Source organism: Aurantiacibacter sp. KMU-128, assembly GCF_056933515.1.
Genome location: NZ_JBXORT010000001.1, coordinates 2,366,056 through 2,386,706, shown reverse-complemented (window position 1 = coordinate 2,386,706; position 20,651 = coordinate 2,366,056). Strand labels below are relative to the sequence as shown.

The 20,651-nt window shown below is 62.8% G+C and carries 25 protein-coding genes; 18 read left to right on the top strand and 7 right to left on the bottom strand.

Features of this window, described 5'->3' with window-relative positions; genetic code table 11:
• Positions 1–69 precede the first annotated feature (69 nt).
• Both ACS0VV_RS11660 and ACS0VV_RS11655 read left to right on the top strand, forming a co-directional pair.
• Entirely contained in the window at positions 70–270 is a 201-nt protein-coding gene (locus ACS0VV_RS11660) for a hypothetical protein (RefSeq protein ID WP_483532867.1), read from the top strand.
• 1 nt (position 271) lies between these two features.
• A complete protein-coding gene (locus ACS0VV_RS11655; protein WP_483532866.1) occupies positions 272–475 on the top strand; it encodes a hypothetical protein in 204 nt (67 codons plus the stop codon).
• Here ACS0VV_RS11655 and thiD read toward each other — a convergent pair.
• Positions 472–1,239, bottom strand: coding sequence for a bifunctional hydroxymethylpyrimidine kinase/phosphomethylpyrimidine kinase (thiD, locus tag ACS0VV_RS11650; RefSeq protein WP_483532865.1), 768 nt, complete (start codon positions 1,237–1,239; stop codon positions 472–474). The genes ACS0VV_RS11655 and thiD overlap by 4 nt on opposite strands.
• A 134-nt stretch (positions 1,240–1,373) precedes the next feature.
• A complete protein-coding gene (glmM, locus tag ACS0VV_RS11645) occupies positions 1,374–2,711 on the bottom strand; it encodes a phosphoglucosamine mutase (protein WP_483532864.1) in 1,338 nt (445 codons plus the stop codon).
• Between the two features lie 179 nt (positions 2,712–2,890).
• Here glmM and ACS0VV_RS11640 point away from each other — a divergent pair, with 179 nt between their 5' ends.
• Positions 2,891–3,502: a superoxide dismutase gene (locus ACS0VV_RS11640; protein ID WP_483532863.1), complete on the top strand. Its 612-nt coding sequence runs from the start codon at positions 2,891–2,893 to the stop codon at positions 3,500–3,502.
• Positions 3,503–3,582: 80 nt separating this feature from the next.
• Here ACS0VV_RS11640 and ACS0VV_RS11635 read toward each other — a convergent pair whose 3' ends face one another.
• The 3 genes from ACS0VV_RS11635 to ACS0VV_RS11625 form a co-directional block, all read right to left on the bottom strand.
• Positions 3,583–4,740, bottom strand: a complete 1,158-nt coding sequence (locus tag ACS0VV_RS11635; protein ID WP_483532862.1) for an AI-2E family transporter — start codon at positions 4,738–4,740, stop codon at positions 3,583–3,585.
• Positions 4,741–4,810: 70 nt separating this feature from the next.
• Positions 4,811–5,449: a sigma-70 family RNA polymerase sigma factor gene (locus ACS0VV_RS11630; protein ID WP_483532861.1), complete on the bottom strand. Its 639-nt coding sequence runs from the start codon at positions 5,447–5,449 to the stop codon at positions 4,811–4,813.
• Entirely contained in the window at positions 5,446–5,628 is a 183-nt protein-coding gene (locus tag ACS0VV_RS11625) for a NepR family anti-sigma factor (RefSeq protein WP_483532860.1), read from the bottom strand. Before ACS0VV_RS11625 ends, ACS0VV_RS11630 begins: the two co-directional genes overlap by 4 nt.
• Before the next feature lie 271 nt (positions 5,629–5,899).
• On the opposite strand from ACS0VV_RS11625, the gene ACS0VV_RS11620 reads away from it, so the two are divergent.
• From ACS0VV_RS11620 to glpD, 5 genes are read left to right on the top strand one after another with little or no spacing between them, the layout of a single operon-like run.
• Positions 5,900–7,510: a CHASE domain-containing protein gene (locus tag ACS0VV_RS11620; RefSeq protein ID WP_483532859.1), complete on the top strand. Its 1,611-nt coding sequence runs from the start codon at positions 5,900–5,902 to the stop codon at positions 7,508–7,510.
• Between the two features lie 42 nt (positions 7,511–7,552).
• On the top strand, positions 7,553–8,320 hold the full coding sequence (gene modA / locus ACS0VV_RS11615) for a molybdate ABC transporter substrate-binding protein (protein ID WP_483532858.1): 768 nt from the start codon (positions 7,553–7,555) through the stop codon (positions 8,318–8,320).
• Positions 8,317–9,006, top strand: a complete 690-nt coding sequence (gene modB, locus ACS0VV_RS11610; protein ID WP_483532857.1) for a molybdate ABC transporter permease subunit — start codon at positions 8,317–8,319, stop codon at positions 9,004–9,006. The genes modA and modB overlap by 4 nt, the downstream gene beginning before the upstream one ends.
• Positions 9,003–9,650 (top strand): ATP-binding cassette domain-containing protein, encoded by a 648-nt coding sequence (locus tag ACS0VV_RS11605; protein ID WP_483532856.1) that lies wholly within the window; start codon positions 9,003–9,005, stop codon positions 9,648–9,650. The genes modB and ACS0VV_RS11605 overlap by 4 nt, the downstream gene beginning before the upstream one ends.
• A gap of 28 nt (positions 9,651–9,678) precedes the next feature.
• Positions 9,679–11,184 carry a glycerol-3-phosphate dehydrogenase gene (glpD, locus tag ACS0VV_RS11600; RefSeq protein WP_483532855.1) on the top strand — a complete coding sequence of 502 codons (1,506 nt, stop codon included), beginning with the start codon at positions 9,679–9,681 and terminating at the stop codon, positions 11,182–11,184.
• Between the two features lie 7 nt (positions 11,185–11,191).
• Here glpD and ACS0VV_RS11595 read toward each other — a convergent pair whose 3' ends face one another.
• Both ACS0VV_RS11595 and ACS0VV_RS11590 read right to left on the bottom strand, forming a co-directional pair.
• Complete coding sequence (locus ACS0VV_RS11595) at positions 11,192–11,527, bottom strand: ArsR/SmtB family transcription factor (RefSeq protein WP_483532854.1); 336 nt, start codon at positions 11,525–11,527, stop codon at positions 11,192–11,194.
• On the bottom strand, positions 11,524–12,183 hold the full coding sequence (locus ACS0VV_RS11590) for a peroxiredoxin (protein ID WP_483532853.1): 660 nt from the start codon (positions 12,181–12,183) through the stop codon (positions 11,524–11,526). Before ACS0VV_RS11590 ends, ACS0VV_RS11595 begins: the two co-directional genes overlap by 4 nt.
• A 75-nt stretch (positions 12,184–12,258) precedes the next feature.
• Here ACS0VV_RS11590 and ACS0VV_RS11585 point away from each other — a divergent pair, with 75 nt between their 5' ends.
• From ACS0VV_RS11585 to ACS0VV_RS11540, 10 genes are all read left to right on the top strand, one after another.
• On the top strand, positions 12,259–13,191 hold the full coding sequence (locus ACS0VV_RS11585; protein WP_483532852.1) for an MBL fold metallo-hydrolase: 933 nt from the start codon (positions 12,259–12,261) through the stop codon (positions 13,189–13,191).
• Positions 13,188–13,637 (top strand): YeeE/YedE family protein, encoded by a 450-nt coding sequence (locus ACS0VV_RS11580; protein ID WP_483532851.1) that lies wholly within the window; start codon positions 13,188–13,190, stop codon positions 13,635–13,637. Before ACS0VV_RS11585 ends, ACS0VV_RS11580 begins: the two co-directional genes overlap by 4 nt.
• Positions 13,634–14,053 carry a DUF6691 family protein gene (locus ACS0VV_RS11575; RefSeq protein ID WP_483532850.1) on the top strand — a complete coding sequence of 140 codons (420 nt, stop codon included), beginning with the start codon at positions 13,634–13,636 and terminating at the stop codon, positions 14,051–14,053. Before ACS0VV_RS11580 ends, ACS0VV_RS11575 begins: the two co-directional genes overlap by 4 nt.
• Positions 14,053–14,463: a protein tyrosine phosphatase family protein gene (locus ACS0VV_RS11570; RefSeq protein WP_483532849.1), complete on the top strand. Its 411-nt coding sequence runs from the start codon at positions 14,053–14,055 to the stop codon at positions 14,461–14,463. The genes ACS0VV_RS11575 and ACS0VV_RS11570 overlap by 1 nt, the downstream gene beginning before the upstream one ends.
• An 18-nt stretch (positions 14,464–14,481) precedes the next feature.
• Positions 14,482–15,705: an NAD(P)/FAD-dependent oxidoreductase gene (locus ACS0VV_RS11565; RefSeq protein ID WP_483532848.1), complete on the top strand. Its 1,224-nt coding sequence runs from the start codon at positions 14,482–14,484 to the stop codon at positions 15,703–15,705.
• A 22-nt stretch (positions 15,706–15,727) separates the two neighbouring features.
• Entirely contained in the window at positions 15,728–17,485 is a 1,758-nt protein-coding gene (locus ACS0VV_RS11560; RefSeq protein ID WP_483532847.1) for a SulP family inorganic anion transporter, read from the top strand.
• A 67-nt stretch (positions 17,486–17,552) separates the two neighbouring features.
• Positions 17,553–18,995, top strand: a complete 1,443-nt coding sequence (locus tag ACS0VV_RS11555; RefSeq protein ID WP_483532846.1) for a cytochrome ubiquinol oxidase subunit I — start codon at positions 17,553–17,555, stop codon at positions 18,993–18,995.
• Positions 18,995–19,990, top strand: coding sequence for a cytochrome d ubiquinol oxidase subunit II (gene cydB, locus ACS0VV_RS11550; protein ID WP_483532845.1), 996 nt, complete (start codon positions 18,995–18,997; stop codon positions 19,988–19,990). Before ACS0VV_RS11555 ends, cydB begins: the two co-directional genes overlap by 1 nt.
• 72 nt (positions 19,991–20,062) lie before the next feature.
• Positions 20,063–20,197: a DUF2474 domain-containing protein gene (locus ACS0VV_RS11545; protein WP_483532844.1), complete on the top strand. Its 135-nt coding sequence runs from the start codon at positions 20,063–20,065 to the stop codon at positions 20,195–20,197.
• Between the two features lies 1 nt (position 20,198).
• The gene (locus ACS0VV_RS11540) at positions 20,199–20,651 is read left to right on the top strand and encodes a methyltransferase family protein (protein WP_483532843.1); all 453 of its coding nucleotides are present in this window, start codon (positions 20,199–20,201) and stop codon (positions 20,649–20,651) included.

The window sequence follows — 20,651 nt, the reverse complement described above, 5'->3', positions numbered from 1 at the left end:
ACCCACTATGGGCCGGGGGCTGACTGCTTCCGGCCCCTAGTGCCATCTCACCAAAAAGGATCATACGCCATGCCGATGAACAAGCTCCTATTCGATCACCAGCTTGCGGCTATGAATGCTGCCCGCCCGGGCTCCGAGCGCGAGAACTCGGCGGCTGTCGAATTGTTGGGGGATCGGGCAAAGCAGATTACGCATTGGCGATTGGCAAACGGTTTATCAAATCTGGGATGGCCGCATGACGAGCGTCAACCTGTGAGCAAGGACGGCTGACATGAGCCCAACAACAATCGAAAGCGTTTCCGACCAGGCCGGAACCAGCCAATGGGAAAGCGAAGGCGGCTCCCTTAAGCCGGGCACAAGCAGCGGACTTCCCGAAGGGATAATCGCCGTGACTTCAGTCCATTTTCGCGTTGGGCCGTACTCATATTCCCGGATCGAAGATGCCATGGCGCAGCTTGACCGCCAGTCTGACTAATGATCCAGGTACCGCACCGCCTGATGCCCCAGCGGGCCATTGCCGAGGCCGAAGCCCGGTGCGTGCATCAGGGCTTCGCGGACGAAGCGGCGGCTTTGGGCGACGGCTTCTTCCAAGGGCAATCCTTGTGCGAGATGCGTGGCGATTGCGCTCGATAGCGTGCAGCCGGTGCCGTGGGTGTGTTTGGTGACGATGCGCGCCTCGCTCCACACGACGTCGTCCGCTCCTGGGCGCACCAGACGGTCTTCGACCATCGGCCCGTCGGCATCGCCACCCTTGGCGAGATAGGCCACGCCGCGCTCCGCCATCGCACTAACGCCGCCCAGCGCCTCCAGTTCGGGAACATTGGGGGTGGTGAGCGTTGCCAATTCCATCAGCCATTCGAACACTTCGATCGTCGCCGCATCCGCCAGCACGCTGCCGCTGGTGGCGACCATCACGGGGTCGAAGACGATCGGGCAGGGCAGGTCTTCCAGCCGGTCCGCCACGACCTCGGCGATATCCGCGCTGCCGAGCATCCCGATCTTCACCCCATCGACGCCGATATCCTCCATGCAGGCATCCATCTGCGCTGCGACAAAGTCGGGATCGCACGCCTCCACCACCCGCACGCCGCGCGTATTCTGCGCGGTCAAGGCGGTGATCGCGGTCATCGCATAGCCGCCGAGCATGGTGATGGTCTTGATATCCGCCTGAATGCCCGCGCCGCCGGAACTGTCCGATCCGGCGATCACGAGAATGCGGGGAGGGCGGGGATTGGTCACTTGCTTCCCTTATCCGACTGCCCTGAGCTTGTCGAAGGGCTGCACTTTCTTTCATGAACTTGGTCAAAGATCAGAAGAAAAAGCAGTCCTTCGACAGGCTCAGGACGAACGGGTCTTAGTTAGGCGGTGGAGGCTCACACCGCCCCCTCGACCGCATCGCAAATGCTGTCGACCACGCGCTCTACCTGCTGCCCGTCATCGCCTTCGGCCATAACCCGGATCAGCGGTTCGGTGCCCGATTTGCGGATCACCAGCCGCCCGCTGCCCGCCAGTTCAGCCTCGGCAGAGGCGATTGCCTGCTTCACCTTGGCATCCGCCAGCGGATCGCCGTGTTCGAAGCGGACATTCTTGAGCAATTGCGGCACGGGATCGAACAGATGCAGCAGCTCGCTCGCGCGCTTGCCGGTGCGCACCATCGCGGCGAGCACTTGCATCGCTGCAATCGTGCCGTCGCCAGTGGTGGCGTGATCGAGCAGGATCATATGGCCCGATTGTTCGCCGCCGACATTGTAGCCGCCCGCCTTCATCGCTTCGAGCACGTAGCGGTCGCCCACCTTGGCGCGTACCAGCTTGAGGCCTTCGCCCGCCAGAAACCGCTCCAGCCCCAGATTGGACATGACGGTGGCGACAATCCCGTCGCCTTTCAGCAGGCCTTTCAGCTTCCAGCGGCTGCCGATGAGGCCCATGATCTGGTCGCCATCGACCTCCTGCCCCTTCTCGTCGATCACGATCAGCCGGTCGGCATCACCGTCCAGCGCGATGCCGATATCTGCGCCTTCCGCCACCACACGCGCCTTGATCGCGTCCAGTGCGGTCGAGCCAACGCCGTCATTGATGTTGGTGCCATTGGGCGAAACGCCCATCGCAATGACTTCCGCACCCAGTTCCCAGATCGCTGTGGGGGTGACGTTGTAAGCCGCGCCATGGGCGCAATCGACCACGATCTTCATCCCGTCCAACCGCAGATCGGAAGGCAGCGCACGTTTGACCGCATGGATATAGCGTCCGCGCGCATCCTCGATCCGGCGGGCGCGGCCGATATGGTCGCCCTCGGCCAGCACGGGTTCTGCGTCCATCGCCGCCTCAATCGCCTCTTCATCGGCATCGGACAGTTTGAAGCCGTCCGGCCCGAACAGCTTGATGCCGTTATCGCCATAGGCGTTGTGGCTGGCGGAGATCATCACCCCGATATCGGCACGCATCTCCCGCGTCAGCAGCGCCACGGCGGGGGTGGGCAGCGGGCCGGTCATGATGCAGTCCATCCCCACGCTGGTGAAACCCGCTACCAGCGCGTTCTCCATCATATATCCCGACAGGCGCGTATCCTTGCCGATCACCACGCGGTGTTTGTGATCGCCGCGCAGGAAATGGCGCCCGGCGGCTTGGCCTACTTTCATCGCGGTAGCGGCGTTGAGTTTCTTGCCATTGGCGCGGCCCCTGATGCCGTCCGTGCCGAAATAGGTGCGTCCCATGTGTGTTCCTGCTGCTGTGCTGCGTTGCCCGTCTTTGCCGCGTCAAAGCCGTCTTGTCACCTGCGAAGCGGGCGGGCAAAGGGGCGGGCGGAAATCTGCATGGTCTTGCAACCCAGCGCGGCTTCACGCGTTGGTGGGGCAAGACCGTAAATCCGAACACACAGGAAGGATGATACCCCATGGCTTTCACACTTATGCCGCTGCCCTATGATGCCGAAGCGATTGCGCCTGCGATCACCGCGGAAACCTTCAGCTATCACCATGGCAAGCACCACCAGGCCTATGTCACCAAGACCAATGATGCGATTGCCGGCACCGACCATGCGGACAAGTCGCTGGAAGAAATTATCGCGGCGTCGCGCGGCACCAATGCCGGGCTGTTCAACAACTCCGCACAGGTGTGGAACCATGGTTTCTTCTGGCATTCGCTGACCCCCACCAGCACCGGGCCGAGCGGCGATCTGGCGGACAAGATCGAGGAAAGCTTCGGCTCGCTCGAAGAGCTCAAGAGCCAGCTGAAGAGCAAGGGCGCGGGCCACTTTGCCAGCGGCTGGGTGTGGCTGGTGGAAAAGGGCGGCAAGCTCGAAGTTGTCGACACGCATGATGCCGATACCGCCGCCGATCAGGATATGAACCCGCTGCTGGTCATCGATCTGTGGGAACATGCCTATTATCTCGACCACCAGAATGCGCGCCCGGCCTATCTCGATGCCGTGGTTGACGGCCATCTGAATTGGGATTTCGCTGCCGACAATCTGGCGCGCGGCACAACTTGGGTATACCCTGCCTGAGCCTGAACGCTCTTTTGCGAGACGGTAAGGCCCGCGTTGCCCACAACGGCGCGGGCCTTTCTTGTGTCCGCGGTCTGCGTCTAGTCGGCCTCGCGCAATTCCAGCACATTGCTTGCAAACAGCGGTTCGCCGAACAGGAAACCGATGAAATTGGGGCGGCCCAGATGGTCGACGAGCGCGGTAAGCGTTAGCAGAATGGGCACCGATAGCAGCGCGCCCGCCACGCCCCAGATCCAGCCGAAATAGGCGAGCGCCAGCAGGATGAGCACCGGGTTCATTGTGAAACGCGCGCCCAGAATGCTGGGGGTCACGATGTTTGACTCCACCGTATGCAGCGCCAGATAGGCACCGGCGGGGATCAGGCCGACCAGCACCGTATCGGCCGAACCGATGCCGAAAAGTCCGAGCAGCAACAGCATGGCCAGCGGGCCGATATAGGGCACAAAATTGCACAGCGCGGCCAGCCCGCCCCACATCACCGGCGCATCCATCCCAAGCGCCCACGCGCCCAGCGCGACAACAACGCCGACGCCAATGTTGATGATCCCTACAGTCAGTATATAGGCGGCGACCCTGTCCTGCACCTCGCGCATCGCGCGCGCCGCCTTGAGGCTAGCGCCAACGGCCTGCCGGTCGAGCAGCAGGCGACGGCGCAGACGCACCCGCGCTTCAATCATGAAAAAGGCCAGCAGGAAGGTCAGCAGGACTTCCAGCAACACGGTAGGCGTGGCGAAAGCCAGTTGTTCAAGCATTGTCGGCCCCGCCAGCACCACTTGTTGCGAGCCTTCTCCCGACAGCGCGGCGAGCTGGCGGTTGAGTTCTCCCACCCAAGCGAACGTCGCGGCGATGCGGGTGAAGTGTTCTTCCACCTGCGCCGCCATTTCGGGAATCTCGTCATACAACGAAACCGCCGGGGTCAGCACTGCCGACAGAGCCAGCGCAAGGATCGCGAAAAATGCCATCAGCGCCATCAAGGAGGCAAGGAAATTGGGGATTCCCCAGTTGGAAAGCCTGTCGGCCAGCGGAGACAGGATAATCGTCAGGATAACTGCTGCGACCAGCGGCAGGAACACCACCGAACCGATCGAGAGCACGAAAGGTAGCGCCAGAAACAGCCCGATGGCAAGCAATACGACCAGCGCCGAAACCAGCCGCACTTCCTGCGCGGCAAAAGTCATCTCCTGCCGCAGCGAGGCGTCATCGGCGTTTACATTGGAGTCGGCATCGGAAACCTGCATTGCGCATTCTTTAGCGGGGATGGCTTACGGGTGGCAATCGCGCTTTAGGGGCGCCGTGGACCGACCGCCGTCAGTCAGACGTGACCGGCGCAGCCTCGCCGCGCCCGGCGGCGACATCGTCCAGTTCCTGCAGAATGGCACGGTGCGCGACAGGATCGTCGATCGAGCGGTCGGGAATGTCCCCATCCTCGATCATGCTTGTTAACGCCGCGCGTGCGCGGCCCACCCGGCTTTTGATCGTTCCGACGGCGCAACCGCAGATATTCGCCGCTTCCTCGTAGGAAAACCCCCCTGCGCCAACCAACAGCAGGGCCTCGCGCCGTTCGGGCGGCAGCGTCAGCAGCGCGCGGTGCAGGTCGGACAGATGGATTGGTTCCTCCTGTCCTGCCGGAGCGGTAAGAATGCGTTCGGCCACACCTTCATCATATTCGCCGCGGAACCGGTTGCGGCGCATATCGGTGAGATAGGCGTTGCGCAGGATAACGAATGTCCAGGCGCGCATCGAAGTGCCAGGCTCGAACCGGTCTTGCGCGGCCCAAGCCTTGAGCAGCGCCTCCTGCACCAGATCGTCAGCCATGTCGGGGCGTCCGCACAGACCCCTGGCGAAAGCGCGCAAATGCGGCACGACCTCGGTCAATTCGCGCTTGAAGGCGCGCTTGTCCTCGGCGCTTCGCGTGGGCGGCGTGCGGGCCGGTGTGGTGTCGCTCATTTGCTCTCGCTGCCATCAAGCTTGGAGAGCAGGGCCTTGAAGCTGTCCGGCAGCGGTTCTTCGACTACGCTGTCATACAGCCGCTTCAGGCCGGCCGTCCATTCCGGTTCGTCCGGTTTGCCGGTAACTGCCCTTCCGGGCGATCCTGCAACAGATTTTGTGTGATCAGAAGATCCCATGGTGTCGTCAGCTTTTCTACCAAAGCCGCCGAGAGAGGGGATTGGACCAGACCCCGACGGTGCTTGTGCGATTACAATAGTGGTTGCATGAGGAACGAAATGCCCGCCCTACGGTTCCCCGCTTATTGTTTTCATGTCTTTCGGCAATGCCGGATAATGCTGCCGCACCGCTTTCCTGCCCGGTCGGCAGGCTAGGGAAAGGGCCACATTGCTACAGCCAGTCGCGAAACGGAGCAGGACGAGGCGGTGGCTACTGCGCTGGCCGCGCGCCTTGCCTGCGGCTGTCTTCAGCCTCGTTTCGCTGATTACGCTGGTGAGCATTTATGCCATCGAGCTTGGGCAAGCGCAGCGGGATATGGCGCAACTTTCGGCCCGCGCGACCGCTATCACTGCCGCACTGGAGCGCCGTGCGAATGCGAGCAGTGCCTATTTGCGCGCCGGAGCTGCTCTGCTGGCGACGATGGATGATGTCCCTGCTGACGATTTCCGCCGTTTCGTCTCCGAATTGCGGCTGGATGCCGATTATCGCGGTACCGAAGGGATCGGCTGGGCGCCGGTCGTGCGGCCCGAAGAGGTCGAGGCGTATAATGCCTTCGCCGCACGGGCAGGGCCGGTTCGTTACGCGCTTAATCCGGTTCCGCAAGGTGACGCGCGCTTTGCGACGCCGGTTACCTTTTTGCAGCCCGACACGGAGCGCAATCGCCGCGCGCTCGGTTACAATATGTATTCCGAACCGGTGCGCCGCGCCGCGATGGATGAGGCCTGGCGCACGTCGCGTCCCACCGCGTCGGAGAAGATCGTCTTGTTGCAGGAAGGCGGCGAGCCCGAGCCGGGATTCCTGATCTATATGCCCGTGTTTGTGAACGCAGCGGGGGACCGGGAGCTCAAAGGCTTTATCTACAGCCCATTTAACGCCAATGATTTCCTCCAAAGCGCGCTCGAGCTGGAAGATGCAGGCGCTTATGGCGTGCAATTGTTCGACGGAGCTCCGGGCGAGGCGAGCCTGTTGGCCAGCACATTGCCGGCACAGGGAACGGTGCTGCGCGAAGTGCGGCAGACGGTGACCATCGCCAACAATCCATCGGTTCTGGTGCTCAGCGCACGCGGGACGGCGGGTTTGACCCGACTTAGCGTTGTTACGCTGGTTTTTGGACTGTTGGTGGGCGTGCTGCTGATGCTGTTGTTGCGGATGCTCACGCAGCAGGCGCAGGAGGACGAGGAGTCGCTCAAGCGGTTCGAGGAACAGGCCTCTATCCGCAACACCCTGACGCGCGAACTCAATCACCGGGTCAAGAACACGCTCGCCAACGTGCTGTCGATCATCGCGCTGACCAAGCGCCGCGCAAACAACCTGGAAGAGTTTGCAAAGGGTCTGGACGGACGCATCCGCGCGCTTTCTGCCACGCATGATCTGCTCACTCAGTCCGACTGGGGTGCAACCCCGGTCGGCGCGGTGATCCGGGCCGAACTGTTGCCTTACAATTTCGGTGAAGACCAGAAGGTGGAAATGGGTGGGCCAGAGGTCGATCTGGCACCCAATGATGCGCTGTCGCTTGGCCTCGCCGTGCACGAGCTTGCCACCAATGCCGCCAAATACGGTGCCCTCAGCACGGACGCGGGCAAGGTTAGCGTCATCTGGCACGCGCTGGCAGACAATCTGGTACAGGTGGAATGGCGAGAGCGTGGCGGGCCGCCGGTTCCGCAGGAACGCAGCCGGGGCTTTGGTACCGATCTGATCGAACGCATTGTCGCGCACGAGTTGCGGCATCCGGTCGAGCTCGATTTCGATCCCGCGGGCGTGCGCTGCGTGTTGCGCATTCCGGTGCGCCAGCGCAGCGAATTCGCAATCCGCGCGGCCAAGCCGACTGCCCCCAATTCCTGATCCGCTGGACGACCAGGCCGCCGCAGATTAGAGCGGCAGCCTATGGCGCGGTTCGTACATCTCTGGCGGCTGATGTGCGTTTGCGCCACGGTGCTGCTGTCCTCTTGTACCCCTGCTGTAGAACGTGGTCCCGTGATACTTGCGCCTGCGAGCATGCAGGAAGCTATGGAGGGTGTGGCCGATGCGTGGGAAGCACAGGGACATCCGCGCCCAGTGCTTAGCATTGCCGGAACGCCCGCCATCGCGCGGCAAGCGGCCGAGGGCGCGCCGGCGGATATCATCATCACCGCCGATAACGAATGGATGGATTGGCTGCACGAACAAAGCCTCCTGCTGGAGAGTTCGCGCGCAGTGCTTGGCACCAACCGCTTGGTGTTGGTGCGCAGTGGCCATGCACCGCCGGATATGGAGCTGACCGATCGCCAAGCCCGCATTGCGATGGGCGATCCCGACAGCGTGCCTGCAGGTCGCTATGCCAAGGCCGTGCTGGTGGCGGGAGGTCAATGGGACGCGCTGGCCGCCCGCATTGTCTCCACCGAGAATGTCCGCGCGGCGCTGGCTCTGGTGGAGCGGGGGGAGGCGGATTTCGCTTTTGTCTATGGCAGCGATATGATCGGCGGCTCTGGTAGCCTTGCCATCGTACAGAGCTGGAGCGACATTGAGGGCGGGCCGATCACCTATCCGTTGGCCCGTTTGCGTGGATCGACCCACGGCGAGGGTGAGGCGCTTTACCGCTTCCTGCGCTCTTCAGAGGTCTCTGCATTGCTGCGCCAGCACGGCTTCGGACCGGCGGAAGGCGGGGCATTATGAGCGAAGCCGAATGGGCGGTGATCGCGCTTTCGCTACATGTCAGTCTCGTTGCTATGCTAGCAACGCTGCCAATCGCGTATGGTCTCGCCTATCTGCTCGCTCGGCGGCGCTTTCCCGGGCGGGTGCTGCTTGATGCGGCGGTGCATTTGCCGCTGGTGCTGCCGCCGGTCGTTACCGGATGGCTGTTGCTGATCGTGTTCGGCCGCAACGGTGTGTTCGGGAGCTGGCTCTACGAGGCATTCGGCGTGGCGCTGGTGTTTCATTGGAGCGGAGCCGCGCTCGCCGCAGCGGTGATGGCCCTGCCGCTGATGGTTCGCGCTATCCGACTGAGCATTGAAGCGGTTGACCGCAAGCTGGTCGGCGCAGCGCGGACGCTGGGTGCAACGCGCTGGCAGTCATTTTTGACTGTGACTTTGCCGCTAAGCCTGCCGGGTATCGCTGCCGGAGCCATGCTCGGCTTTGCCCGTTCGCTAGGCGAATTCGGCGCGACGATCACTTTTGCCGCCAATATCGAAGGGCAGACCCGCACGCTGCCGCTGGCGATCTATTCCGGGCTGCAAGTGCCGGGGAACGAGGACGCGGTGGCGCGGCTGGCGGTGATGTCGATCATCCTCTCGATGGGCGCGCTGGTGCTGTCCGAATGGCTGGTGCGGCGCGCGCAGGGTAAGGATGCACACGTGCTATGACCCATCGTATCAATATCGACATTATCCTTGCGCCGGGCGGGCGCGAGATCGTTTGCCGCATTGTCTCCGATGCGAAACTCACCGCGCTGGTCGGCCCTTCGGGGGCGGGCAAAACCAGCGTGCTCAACGCCGTGGCAGGGCTGGCCACACCGCTTGCCGGACACATCCGTGTGGCGGGGACGACGCTGTTCGACGCGGCGGCGGACGTGAACCTTCCGCCCGAGCGCCGCCGGACGGGCTATGTCTTTCAGGACACCCGCCTGTTTCCGCATTATCGCGTTGCCGCCAATCTGGCCTATGGTACGCGCTTTGCCGCGCCGCAGGATCGCTGGATCACTCAGGACGAAGTCGTCGCGCTGCTCGAAATCGGCGATCTACTCACGCGCTGGCCTGCCAATCTGTCGGGCGGCGAGGCGCGGCGGGTGGCGATTGGCCGTGCCTTGCTGAGCGGCCCGCGCTTTCTGTTGCTCGACGAACCCTTCGCCGCGCTCGACTCGCTGCGCGCTGAAGCGCTTGCCGGCTTGATCGAGCGTATCCGCGATGAATTGGACATTCCGATCCTGCTGGTCAGCCACTCGGCGGACGAAGTCGCGCGGCTTGCAGGGCAGGTTGTGGAGCTGCACCCGCATACGGTGCTTGCGTAATGCGCGCCGACTTGGCACCGCGCAAACCATGACCACGCCATCGGCAGAATCGCAGCAAGACGCTCCGCAGTTCGATCTGCTGATTATCGGCGGAGGCATTAACGGTTCGGGCATTGCCCGCGACGCGGCGGGGCGCGGGCTCAAGGTTCTGTTGGTCGAAAAGGATGATCTGGCGCAGCACACATCTTCCTCCAGCACCAAGCTGGTGCATGGCGGCCTGCGCTATCTCGAACATTACGAATTCCGCCTGGTGCGCGAGAGCCTGATAGAGCGTGAGCGGCTGCTTGCCATGGCGCCGCATATCATTTGGCCGCTGCGCTTCGTGCTGCCGCATGATGCAGGGCTGCGGCCCAAATGGATGTTGCGGCTGGGGCTGTTCCTTTACGACAATCTGGGCGGTCGTAAGCTACTGCCGCCGACCCGCTCGGTCGATCTGCGCGCCCCGCCGCACCGGGACGTGCTCGAAGCACGATTGACGCAGGGTTTCGAATATTCGGACTGCTGGGTGGAGGATGCGCGGCTGGTCGTGCTCAATTGCATGGACGCGAAGGAGCGCGGGGCCGAGATCCGCACCCACACCAAATGCACCGGGCTGGAACGCCATGCCGATCACTGGGTGGCAACGCTGGAAAGCGCCGACGGCCAGAGCAGAGTGACGGCGCGCAAGGTCGTGAACGCCGCCGGGCCGTGGGTGGACCGGGTGCTGAACCGCTCCAACCCTGACCAGCCCGCCGACAACGTCCGGCTGGTCAAAGGCAGCCATCTGATATTCCCGCGCCTCTACCAAGGCGGGCACGCCTACATCTTCCAGAACAGCGACAACCGCATCATCTTCGCTATCCCCTACGAGCGCGAATTCACGCTGGTCGGCACCACCGATGTCGGTTTCGAGGGCGATCCGGCGGGGATCACGATTTCCGACGAGGAGGCGCGCTATATTTGCGATGCCATCAACGAATATCTCGCAACCGACGTAACGCCGGCGCAGGCGGTGTGGAGCTATTCGGGCGTGCGTCCGCTCTATGACGACAAGTCAGCCGACAATTCTACTGTCACCCGCGATTATGTCTTCGCGCTGGACGAAGATGGCGGTGCGCCGATCCTCTCTATCTTTGGCGGCAAGATTACGACCTACCGCAAGCTGGCCGAACACGCGCTGGAGAAGATGGGCCTTTCGGGCGGTGACAGCTGGACAGCCAGCCGCCCGCTGCCAGGCGGTGATATCGATCCGGCGCATTTCGATGCCTTTGTCGATGATATGTGCGCGGCCTTCCCGTGGTTCCCCGAGGCAGGCGTGCTGCGGCTGGCGCGTGCATATGGCACGCGGATGGAGCGCATTCTGGGCAAGGCGCAGGGTTTGAACGATCTTGGCCAGCATATCGGTGGCGATCTGTATGCAGCGGAGCTGGATTATCTGGTGGCAGAAGAGTTCGTAAGCGGTGCCGATGATGTCCTCTGGAGGCGCAGCAAGCTGGGCCTGCATCTTGACGAGGCCGCACAGCAGCGTCTGCGCGATTGGTTCGCCAGCCGCTAAACTGCCTTCAGGTAAGCCGCGCGAAATTGGCCGCGCCGGGCGAGGGCGTGCGGGCCGCCGATACGGTCTGGCGATCGGGGCCGAGGAGGCCTTCTATCCGATCGGCCAGCGCGGCGATCTGGGCTTCCTCCAGCCGGTAATAGACAAGCTTTGCCTGTTTGCGCGTTTCCACCAGCCCCGCTTTGCGCAGCACACCCAGTTGTTGCGAAAGTGCAGGCTGGCCGATCTGTGCTGCTTCCTCGATTTCGCCGACATTGCGTTCGCCGCCGCGCAGCACTTCGAGAATGCGGAAGCGCAACGGATGGGCTAGGGCTTTCAGTTCTTCGATCACGTCGTCGCTCATTTCGCGCCCTTCCGCGGCATTTCGCGCAGGAACCATCCGGTTTCGCTGTCGGCGGCGTAAACATCGTCGATATCATGCGTGGGCGATTGCAGCAGTGCATCGCCAGGCTGCCAATTGGCGGGAGCGAGCCCGCTCTGCGCGTCAATTGCCTGCAAGGCGTCGAGCGTGCGGAGCATTTCGGGGATCGAACGTCCGACATTGGCGGGATAGCAGGTCATCGCGCGGATCACGCCTGCAGGATCGATGAAGAAGGTGGTTCGCACCGTTGCGCTGTCATTGTCCTGCGGGGCGACCATGCCGAAAGCGCGCCCGATCACCAGAGTAGGGTCTTCGACGATTGGGAAGCGCACTTCGATATCAAATCGCTGCTTGATCAGCCGCAGCCACGCGAAATGCGAAAACAGGCTGTCGACCGAGAGCGCCATCAATGCGCAGTCACGTGCTTCGAAACTGTGCGCCTCGCGCGTCAGCTCGACAAATTCGGTGGTGCAGACGGGGGTAAAGTCCGCCGGATGCGAGAACAGGATTAGCCACCGCCCGCGATAGGTCGAGAGCTTGACTGGCCCCAAAGTGCTGCGCGCCTCGAAATCGGGCGGCGTGTCACCGATGCGGAGGCCCGAGCAGGGCGGAGGGGATGAGGCGGTGGTTTCGTCCATGCGAGAAGTCTTACCACTTGACTCGCTGATTGCAAGACATATACATACTTTATGTAATTTAATTGGAGTATTGAAATGACTGAGAGTGATTCTGCGCTGGAAGCAGCATCGCAGCAGGTTGACCGCGCATTGGCCGAAGCGGCTCTGCGTCCGGAGGTGAAGGCCTTCTTTGACGAGGCGACCTTTACCGCAAGCTACGTCGTGCACGATCCGGCGACGCTGGAGGCGGCGATTATCGACTCGGTGCTCGATTATGATCCGGCAGCGGGGCGGACGTCCTTCGCTTCGGCGGACGCGATTATTGCCTATGTCACTTCGCAGAATCTGAAAGTGACGTGGCTGATCGAGACGCACGCCCATGCCGATCACCTCTCGGCAGCGCCCTATCTGCAGGAAAAGCTCGGCGGCAATCTTGCCATCGGCGCGCAGATTGTGCGGGTGCAGGAAGTGTTCGGCAAACTGTTCAATGCCGGCACCGAGTTCGAACGCGACGGCTCCCAATTCGATCACCTGTTCAGCGATGGCGAGACGTTCCACCTCGGTTCGATCGAGGGCATCGCGCTCCACGTGCCCGGCCACACGCCCGCTGATATGGCCTTCATTATCGGCGATGCGGCCTTTGTGGGCGACACCATCTTCATGCCCGATTTCGGCACGGCGCGTGCAGACTTCCCGGGCGGCGACGCGCGGCAACTGTTCCGCTCGATCCACCGCCTGCTCGAACTGCCCGACGATACGCGGCTGTTCATGTGCCACGATTACAAGGCGCCGGGCCGCGATACCTATGCTTGGGAAACCACGGTCAAGGCGCAGCGCGACGGCAATGTCCATGTGCGCGACGGGGTGAGCGAGGACGAATTCTATGCGATGCGCACGACGCGTGACGCGACTTTGGCCATGCCCACGCTCATCATGCCCTCAGTGCAGGTGAATATCCGCGGCGGGCATCTGCCCGACCCCGAGGACAACGGCATCCGCTACCTCAAGATCCCGGTGAACGCCGTATGATGCTGCCCGGATTTCCTGACGCGGCCCCGCTTGAGGGGCTTATCGGCGGCGTGCTGATCGGTCTGGCGGCGGCGCTGATGCTGCTGGGCGCGGGACGGATTGCCGGTGTTTCCGGCATCACCGCCCGCGCGACCGGCATCAGCGATAGCGGGATGTCGCTTTCGAGCGCGTGGATGTTCCTCCTTGGCCTGCCGCTCGGCGCGTTTGTCGTCGCCATGTTGACTGGCGGGCTGGAGGCGAGTTTCGCCAGCCCGCTCGTGCTCGGCATCGCCGGCCTGCTCGTCGGCATCGGCACGCGGCTGGGCAGCGGATGCACCAGCGGGCACGGCGTGTGCGGGGTGAGCCGTCTGTCGGCGCGCTCGCTTGTTGCAACGATCACTTTCATGGCGACCGGCATTGCCACCGTCGCGGTGATGAATGCCGCAGGCATCGTGGTGCTGCCATGATCAAGCAATATCTTCCGCCGCTGCTGTCGGGCAGCCTGTTCGGCGCGGGCCTTGCGCTGGGCGGGATGACCGATCCGGCGCGCGTTCGCGGATTTCTCGACCTGTTCGGCAATTGGGATCCGACGCTCGCTTTCGTCATGGGCGGCGCGGTACTGGTGATGGCGATTGCCTGGCGCATCCAGCCGCGCATGGCGCATCCGCTGTTTGGCCTCAAATTCGCCATTCCCGACCGCACCGATCTGACGCCCAAGCTGATCGGCGGTTCGGCGCTGTTCGGCATCGGTTGGGGCGTGGCTGGCCTGTGCCCCGGCCCCGGTATTGCCGCGCTGGTGATCGAGCCACTCTCGGCAGCGATCTTTGTCGCCGCCATGCTCGCCGGAATGCTGGTGGTGCGGCTTTTCGAGAAGGATGCGTAATGGAAATCCGCCGCGTTACCGAGACCTTCGCGGTCGCACCGCAAATCCTGCCCGAAGAGGTCGCCGCAATCGCTGCGCAGGGCTTCGCCACTCTGGTGTGCAATCGCCCTGACGGCGAGGAATGCGACCAGCCAAGCGTCGCGGAAATCGCGGCGGCGGCCAAGGCGCATGGGCTCGCCTTCCATCATATCCCCGTATCGGGCGGCGCCGTTCCCGACGAAGCAGTCGCTGCGTTTCGATCCGTGCGGGAGTCCGCAGACGGGCCGGTGCTGGCCTATTGCCGCACCGGCACGCGCTCGATCACGCTCGATACGCTCGCCAATCCGGACGGGCTGGGCGCGGAGGCACGGATCGAACGCGCTGCCAATGCCGGATACGACCTTACCCATATGCGCGAACAACTCGCCTGAACCCGCCGGAGATAGAGAATGCCCAACACCCATACCGTCGTGATTGTCGGCGGCGGCGCTGCTGGTGTCGCCACCGCAGCCTCGCTGCTGAAGCGCCGCCCCGGCCTCGATATCGCGATCATCGATCCGGCGGAAACGCACGCCTATCAGCCCGGCTGGACAATGGTGGGCGGTGGCATCTTCGATATCGCAACCACCCGCCGCAGCATGGCAAGCGTCATTCCCAAAGGCGTCACCTGGATCAGGGAAGCGGCGAAAGGCTTCCAGCCGGACAACAATCAGGTGACTTTGGAAGGCGGTGCGACGGTGACCTATGATGCGCTGGTTGTCGCGCCCGGGATACGCCTTGCGTGGGAGAAGATCGACGGTCTGGAAACAACCCTCGGCAAGAACGGCGTTACCTCGAATTACCGCTACGACCTTGCACCCTACACATGGGAACTTGTGCAGAAACTGAAGCAGGGCCGCGCCATTTTCACCCAGCCGCCCATGCCGATCAAATGTGCGGGCGCGCCGCAAAAGGCGATGTATCTCTCCTGCGACCATTGGAACCGCGCGGGCGTGCTCGGCGATATCGAGGTGGAATTTGCCAATGCGGGCGCGGTGCTGTTCGGCGTTGCCGATTATGTCCCAGCGCTGATGTCCTATGTCGAGAAATACGGCATCAATCTGCAGCTGGAGAACACGCTGGTGGCCGTGGATGGCGCGGCGAAGAGCGCAGTCTTCAAGACTGCCGATGGCGAAGTCGCCCGCAGTTTCGACATGATCCATGTCGTCCCGCCGCAGGTCGCGCCGCAATTCCTCGCCGACAGCCCGCTTGCCGCCGAAAGCGGCTTTACCGATGTCGACCAGCATACTTTGCAGCACGTGCGCTATCCCAATGTCTTCGGGCTGGGCGATGGCGGCGCGATGCCCAATGCGAAAACCGCCGCCGCCGCGCGCAAGCAGGCGCCGGTGGTCGCGGTGAATGTGCTGCAGCAGCTTGGCGGGCGCGGCCCCAAGGCGGGCTATGACGGCTATGGCTCGTGCCCGCTCACCGTAGAGCGCGGCAAGATCGTGCTCGCAGAATTCGGCTATGGCGGCAAGCTGATGCCGAGTTTCCCCGAATGGATTATCGATGGCACCAAGCCGCAGCGCCTGTCATGGATGCTCAAGGCCGATGCGCTGCCGTGGATTTACTGGAACGGTATGCTCAAGGGCCGCGAGTGGCTGGCAGGGCCGGGCAATATGATCGCGCAATAGGCGCTGGAACGGGGCAGGCAGGATGCTTTCGCGCTTCTTTCCCATTCTTGAATGGGGCCGGACATATAATCGCGGCGTCCTGACCGACGATCTGATGGCGGCGGTGATCGTCACCATCATGCTCATCCCGCAAAGCCTTGCCTATGCCTTGCTGGCGGGATTGCCGCCGGTGGTGGGCCTCTATGCCTCGATCCTGCCGCTGGTGCTCTACGCCGTGTTCGGGACGAGCCGCACACTGGCGGTGGGGCCGGTGGCCGTGATCTCGCTGATGACCGCCTCGGCTGCCGGTAGCGTCGCGGCGCAGGGCACCGCGGAATATCTCGAAGCGGCGATTACGCTGGCAATGCTCTCGGGTGTGATGCTCGCGGTGCTGGGCCTGCTGCGGGCTGGCTTCCTCGCCAATCTGCTCTCGCACCCCGTCATCAGCGGTTTCATCACCGCATCGGGCGTGCTGATCGCGACGAGCCAGGTGAAGCACATTCTCGGCATCCAGGCGGGCGGCGACAATTGGCCCGCAATGCTCGGCTCGCTGGCGAGCGCGATTGGCGAGACCAATCTCGTGACGCTCGCCATCGGCATTCCAGCGACACTGTTCCTGTTCTGGGTGCGCAAGGGCGGCAAGCCTGCCTTGCAGAGGCTGGGCCTGAAAGAGCGCGCGGCGGATATGACCGCCAAGGCGGGGCCGGTGGTCGCTGTCGCGCTGACGATCCTTGCCGTGCTCGCCTTCGGCCTGGAGGAAAAGGGCGTCAATTTGGTGGGCGCTATCCCGCAAGGTCTGCCGCCCTTCGCTCTACCCAGTACCGACCTGTCGCTGATCGAAAAGCTGTGGGTGCCCGCGCTGCTTATTTCGATTATCGGTTTTGTTGAGAGCGTTTCGGTCGCGCAGACGCTCGCCGCCAAACGCCGCCAGCGCATTTCGCCCGATCAGGAACTGATCGGCCTTGGCGCGGCGAACATCGCCAGCGCCTTTTCGGGCGGCTATCCGGTGACCGGCGGCTTTGCCCGTTCGGCGGTGAATTTCGATGCGGGCGCGCAGACGCCTGCTGCCGGAGCCTACACCGCCGTCGGCATCGCGCTCGCCACGCTGTTCCTTACTCCGCTGCTATACAGCCTGCCGATTGCAACGCTGGCGGCGACGATCATCGTTGCTGTGCTGAGCCTTGTCGATCTGAAGACGCCGGGGCGGCTATGGCGATATTCCAAGGCCGACTTTGCCGCGCATATAGCGACCATCGGCATCACCCTGCTGGCGGGTGTCGAAATGGGCGTAATCGCCGGGGTTGCGGTCGGCCTGCTGCTTTATCTCTGGCGTGCCAGCCGCCCGCACGCGGCGATTGTCGGGCGCGTGCCGGAGACCGAACATTTCCGCAATGTCGAGCGGCACAAGGTGCTCACCGTCCCGCACGTCCTCTCGATCCGCATTGACGAGGCGCTGACCTATCTCAATGCGCGCTGGCTGGAGGAATATGTGCTGGAACAGGTCGCCGACCGTCCCGCCGTGCGCCACGTGATCCTGATGTGCAGCGCGGTGAACGAGGTGGATGCGTCGGGTCTGGAAAGCCTTGAAGCGATCAACCATCGCCTCGGCGATGGCGGGATCGGGCTGCACCTGTCCGAAGTCAAAGGCCCGGTGATGGACCGCCTGCAACGCACCCATTTCGTCGAAGAGCTGAATGGCAAGGTCTACCTATCGCAAGACCGCGCCTTTGCCGAATTGTCGCTCGATACGGGTGAGCCGCCCGACCCCGTGGACCATTATATGGCGCGCGGGATGATCTGAAATTTTCGGCACAGTTGATGCAGGAAATGCAAGCCGGTTGATCCGCTAATCTGGTAAGAGGTTCGCCATGTTCGAACATTTCGACGCTTTGCTGCTCGCGCGCATCCAGTTCGCCTTTACGGTGAGCTTCCACTTCTTCTTTCCCGCCTTCTCTATCGGGCTCGCCAGCTATCTCGCTGTGCTGGAAGGGCTTTGGCTGAAGACCGGCAAGGCAGTCTATCTCGACCTGTTCAAATACTGGCTCAAAATCTTCGCCATCGCCTTTGCCATGGGCGTCGTCTCCGGCATCGTGATGAGTTACCAGTTCGGCACCAACTGGTCGGTGTTCTCCGATGTCGCGGGGCCGGTGATCGGGCCGCTGATGGCCTATGAAGTGCTCACCGCCTTTTTCCTCGAGGCCGGATTCCTTGGGGTGATGCTGTTCGGGATGAACAAGGTGGGCAAGAAGCTGCACTTCTTCGCCACCTGCATGGTCGCCTTCGGCACATTCGTTTCGGCCTTCTGGATCCTCTCGGTGAACAGCTGGATGCAAACGCCCACGGGCTTTGAAATGGGGGCGAACGGGCAATTCCTGCCGGGCGACAGCTGGTGGGACATCGTCTTCAATCCCAGCTTCCCCTACCGCCTCGTCCATACGGTAATGGCGGCGTATCTCACCACGGCCTTTGTGGTTGGCGGGGTGGGTGCGTGGCATTTGCTGAAGAACAAGGCGAACCCGCACGCGCGCAAAATGTTTTCCATGGCGATGTGGATGGCCGCTATCGTCACCCCGCTGCAAATCTTCGCGGGCGATCTGCACGGCCTCAATACGCTGGAGCACCAACCTGCCAAGGTGATGGCGATGGAAGGCCATTTCGAAAGCCACCCCGATGGCGCGCCGCTGATCCTGTTCGGCATTCCCGACAGCGAGGAAAAGACGGTGCATTACGCGGTGGAGATTCCCAAGCTCTCCTCGCTGATCCTCAAGCATGATCTCGACGCCCCGCTCGCCGGGCTAGACACCATTCCCGATGACGAGGAGCCGCCTGTCGGCATGGTCTTCTGGTCGTTCCGCATCATGGTCGGGATAGGGTTCGCCATGCTCGGTATCGGGCTGTGGAGCCTATATGGCCGGTTCCGCAAACGCCTCTATGATATGCCATGGCTGCACCGCGCTTCCGTGCTGATGGCACCATCGGGCTTTGTCGCCGTGCTTGCGGGATGGATCACCACCGAAGTGGGGCGCCAGCCTTACGTGATCTATGGCCTACTGCGCACCGCCGATGCTGCCAGTCCGCTTGCGGCGCCTGCCGTGGCGGCATCGCTGCTGGCGTTCGTCCTCGTCTATTTTACCGTCTTCGGCATCGGCGTGTGGTATATATTGCGGCTGATGAGCAAAGCTCCGCATAGCGGAGAGCTGGGCGCGAAGCGCGGCGATACCGGGCCGATCCGCACCGCCGGGATTACACCGGGGCCGACACAAAATCCGGGCCATGCCGAAACCCTGCCCACGCAAAAGGAGGATGTGTGATGGATCTCACCGTCATCTGGGCTTTCATCATCGCCTTTGCCGTGTTCGCCTATGTGGTGATGGACGGGTTCGATCTGGGCATCGGCATTCTCTTCCCCACTTTCGAGGTAGGGCGCGAGCGGGACCGGGCGATGAACTCCATCGCGCCTGTGTGGGACGGGAACGAGACCTGGCTGGTGCTGGGCGGCGGCGGCCTGTTCGCGGCCTTTCCGCTGGCCTATGCGGTGATCCTGCCCGCCACCTATCCGCTCATTATCGCCATGCTGCTCGGCCTCGTCTTTCGCGGCGTGGCTTTCGAATACCGTTGGCGCGATCCGGCACACCGGCGCTTTTGGGATGCGGCGTTCAGTGGCGGATCGCTGGTGGCAGCGATGGCGCAGGGGATGATTCTGGGCGCGCTGCTGCAGGGGATAGAGGTGGTCGATCGCGCCTATGCCGGAAGCTGGTTCGACTGGTTGACGCCTTACACGCTGCTATGCGGGCTGGGTGTGGTCGCCGGATATGCGCTGCTGGGCAGCACGTGGCTGATCTGGAAGCTCGACGGGGAAGGGCAGGCGCACGCCCGCAGCCTCGCCTTTCGCGCGGCACTGGCGACGATTGTGCTGATGGGCGCGGTCAGCCTCTACAATATCGCCCTCAATGCCGAATACGCTGCGCGCTGGCTGACTGCTCCCGAAATCTATTTCGCCGCTCCAGTGCCGGTGTTGACCGGCATTATCGCATTCTCGATGATCGGTGCGATCCGCAAGGAGCGCAACAGCAAGCCGTTCTGGCTCGCCTTGGCGCTGTTCTTCCTCGGTATGGCGGGGCTGGGTGTGACGATGTGGCCCTATGTGGTGCCGCCGGGCCTGACGATCTGGGACGCAGCCGCGCCCGAGCGCAGCCAGATTTTCATGCTGGTGGGCGTGGCGATCACCATGCCGCTGATTATAGGCTACACCGCCTGGGCCTATTGGGTGTTTCGCGGCAAGGTTGGCGACGAGGGGTATCACTAATGCGCTCAAGCAGCGAAGCGGTAGCGCGAAAAGGCACTCTGCGCTCAAGCAGCGAAGCGGTAGCGCGATAAAATGCTCGCTCCACCGGAAAAAGAGCCAGAGAAGCCGCTGTGGCAGCGCCTCGCATGGATGGCGGCGATCTGGCTGGCGAGTGTCACGTTTCTGGGAGCGGTTGCGATGGTGATCCGCTTCTGGTTGAAGGCGTGAGATGAAACTGCTTGTGCCCCCGCCGCTGGTTGCGCTGACTTGCGCCCTGCTGATGTGGGGCATTGCATCATGGTTCCCGCAGCTCGTGTTCGACTTCCCCTTCCGTCGGCCGCTTGCTTACGTGCTGGGTGGGGCAGGGCTGGCGATCGATCTCGTCTCGGTCGCAGCCTTCGTGAAAGCGCGCACCACTGTGACCCCGCTCGCGCCCGAGAAGGCCTCAAGCCTTGTGACAGGCGGGCTATACCGCATCACGCGCAATCCGATGTATCTGGGAATGCTATTGGTGCTGACCGGCATAGCGGTGTGGTTCGGCTCTCCGCTAAACCTGTTCGTGCTGGTCGCTTTCGTCGCCTATATCACGACATTCCAGATCAAGCCCGAAGAGGCGCGGCTGGAGGAGATCTTCGGCGCGCAATACACTGCCTATAAGGCCCGCGTCAGGCGCTGGCTCTAG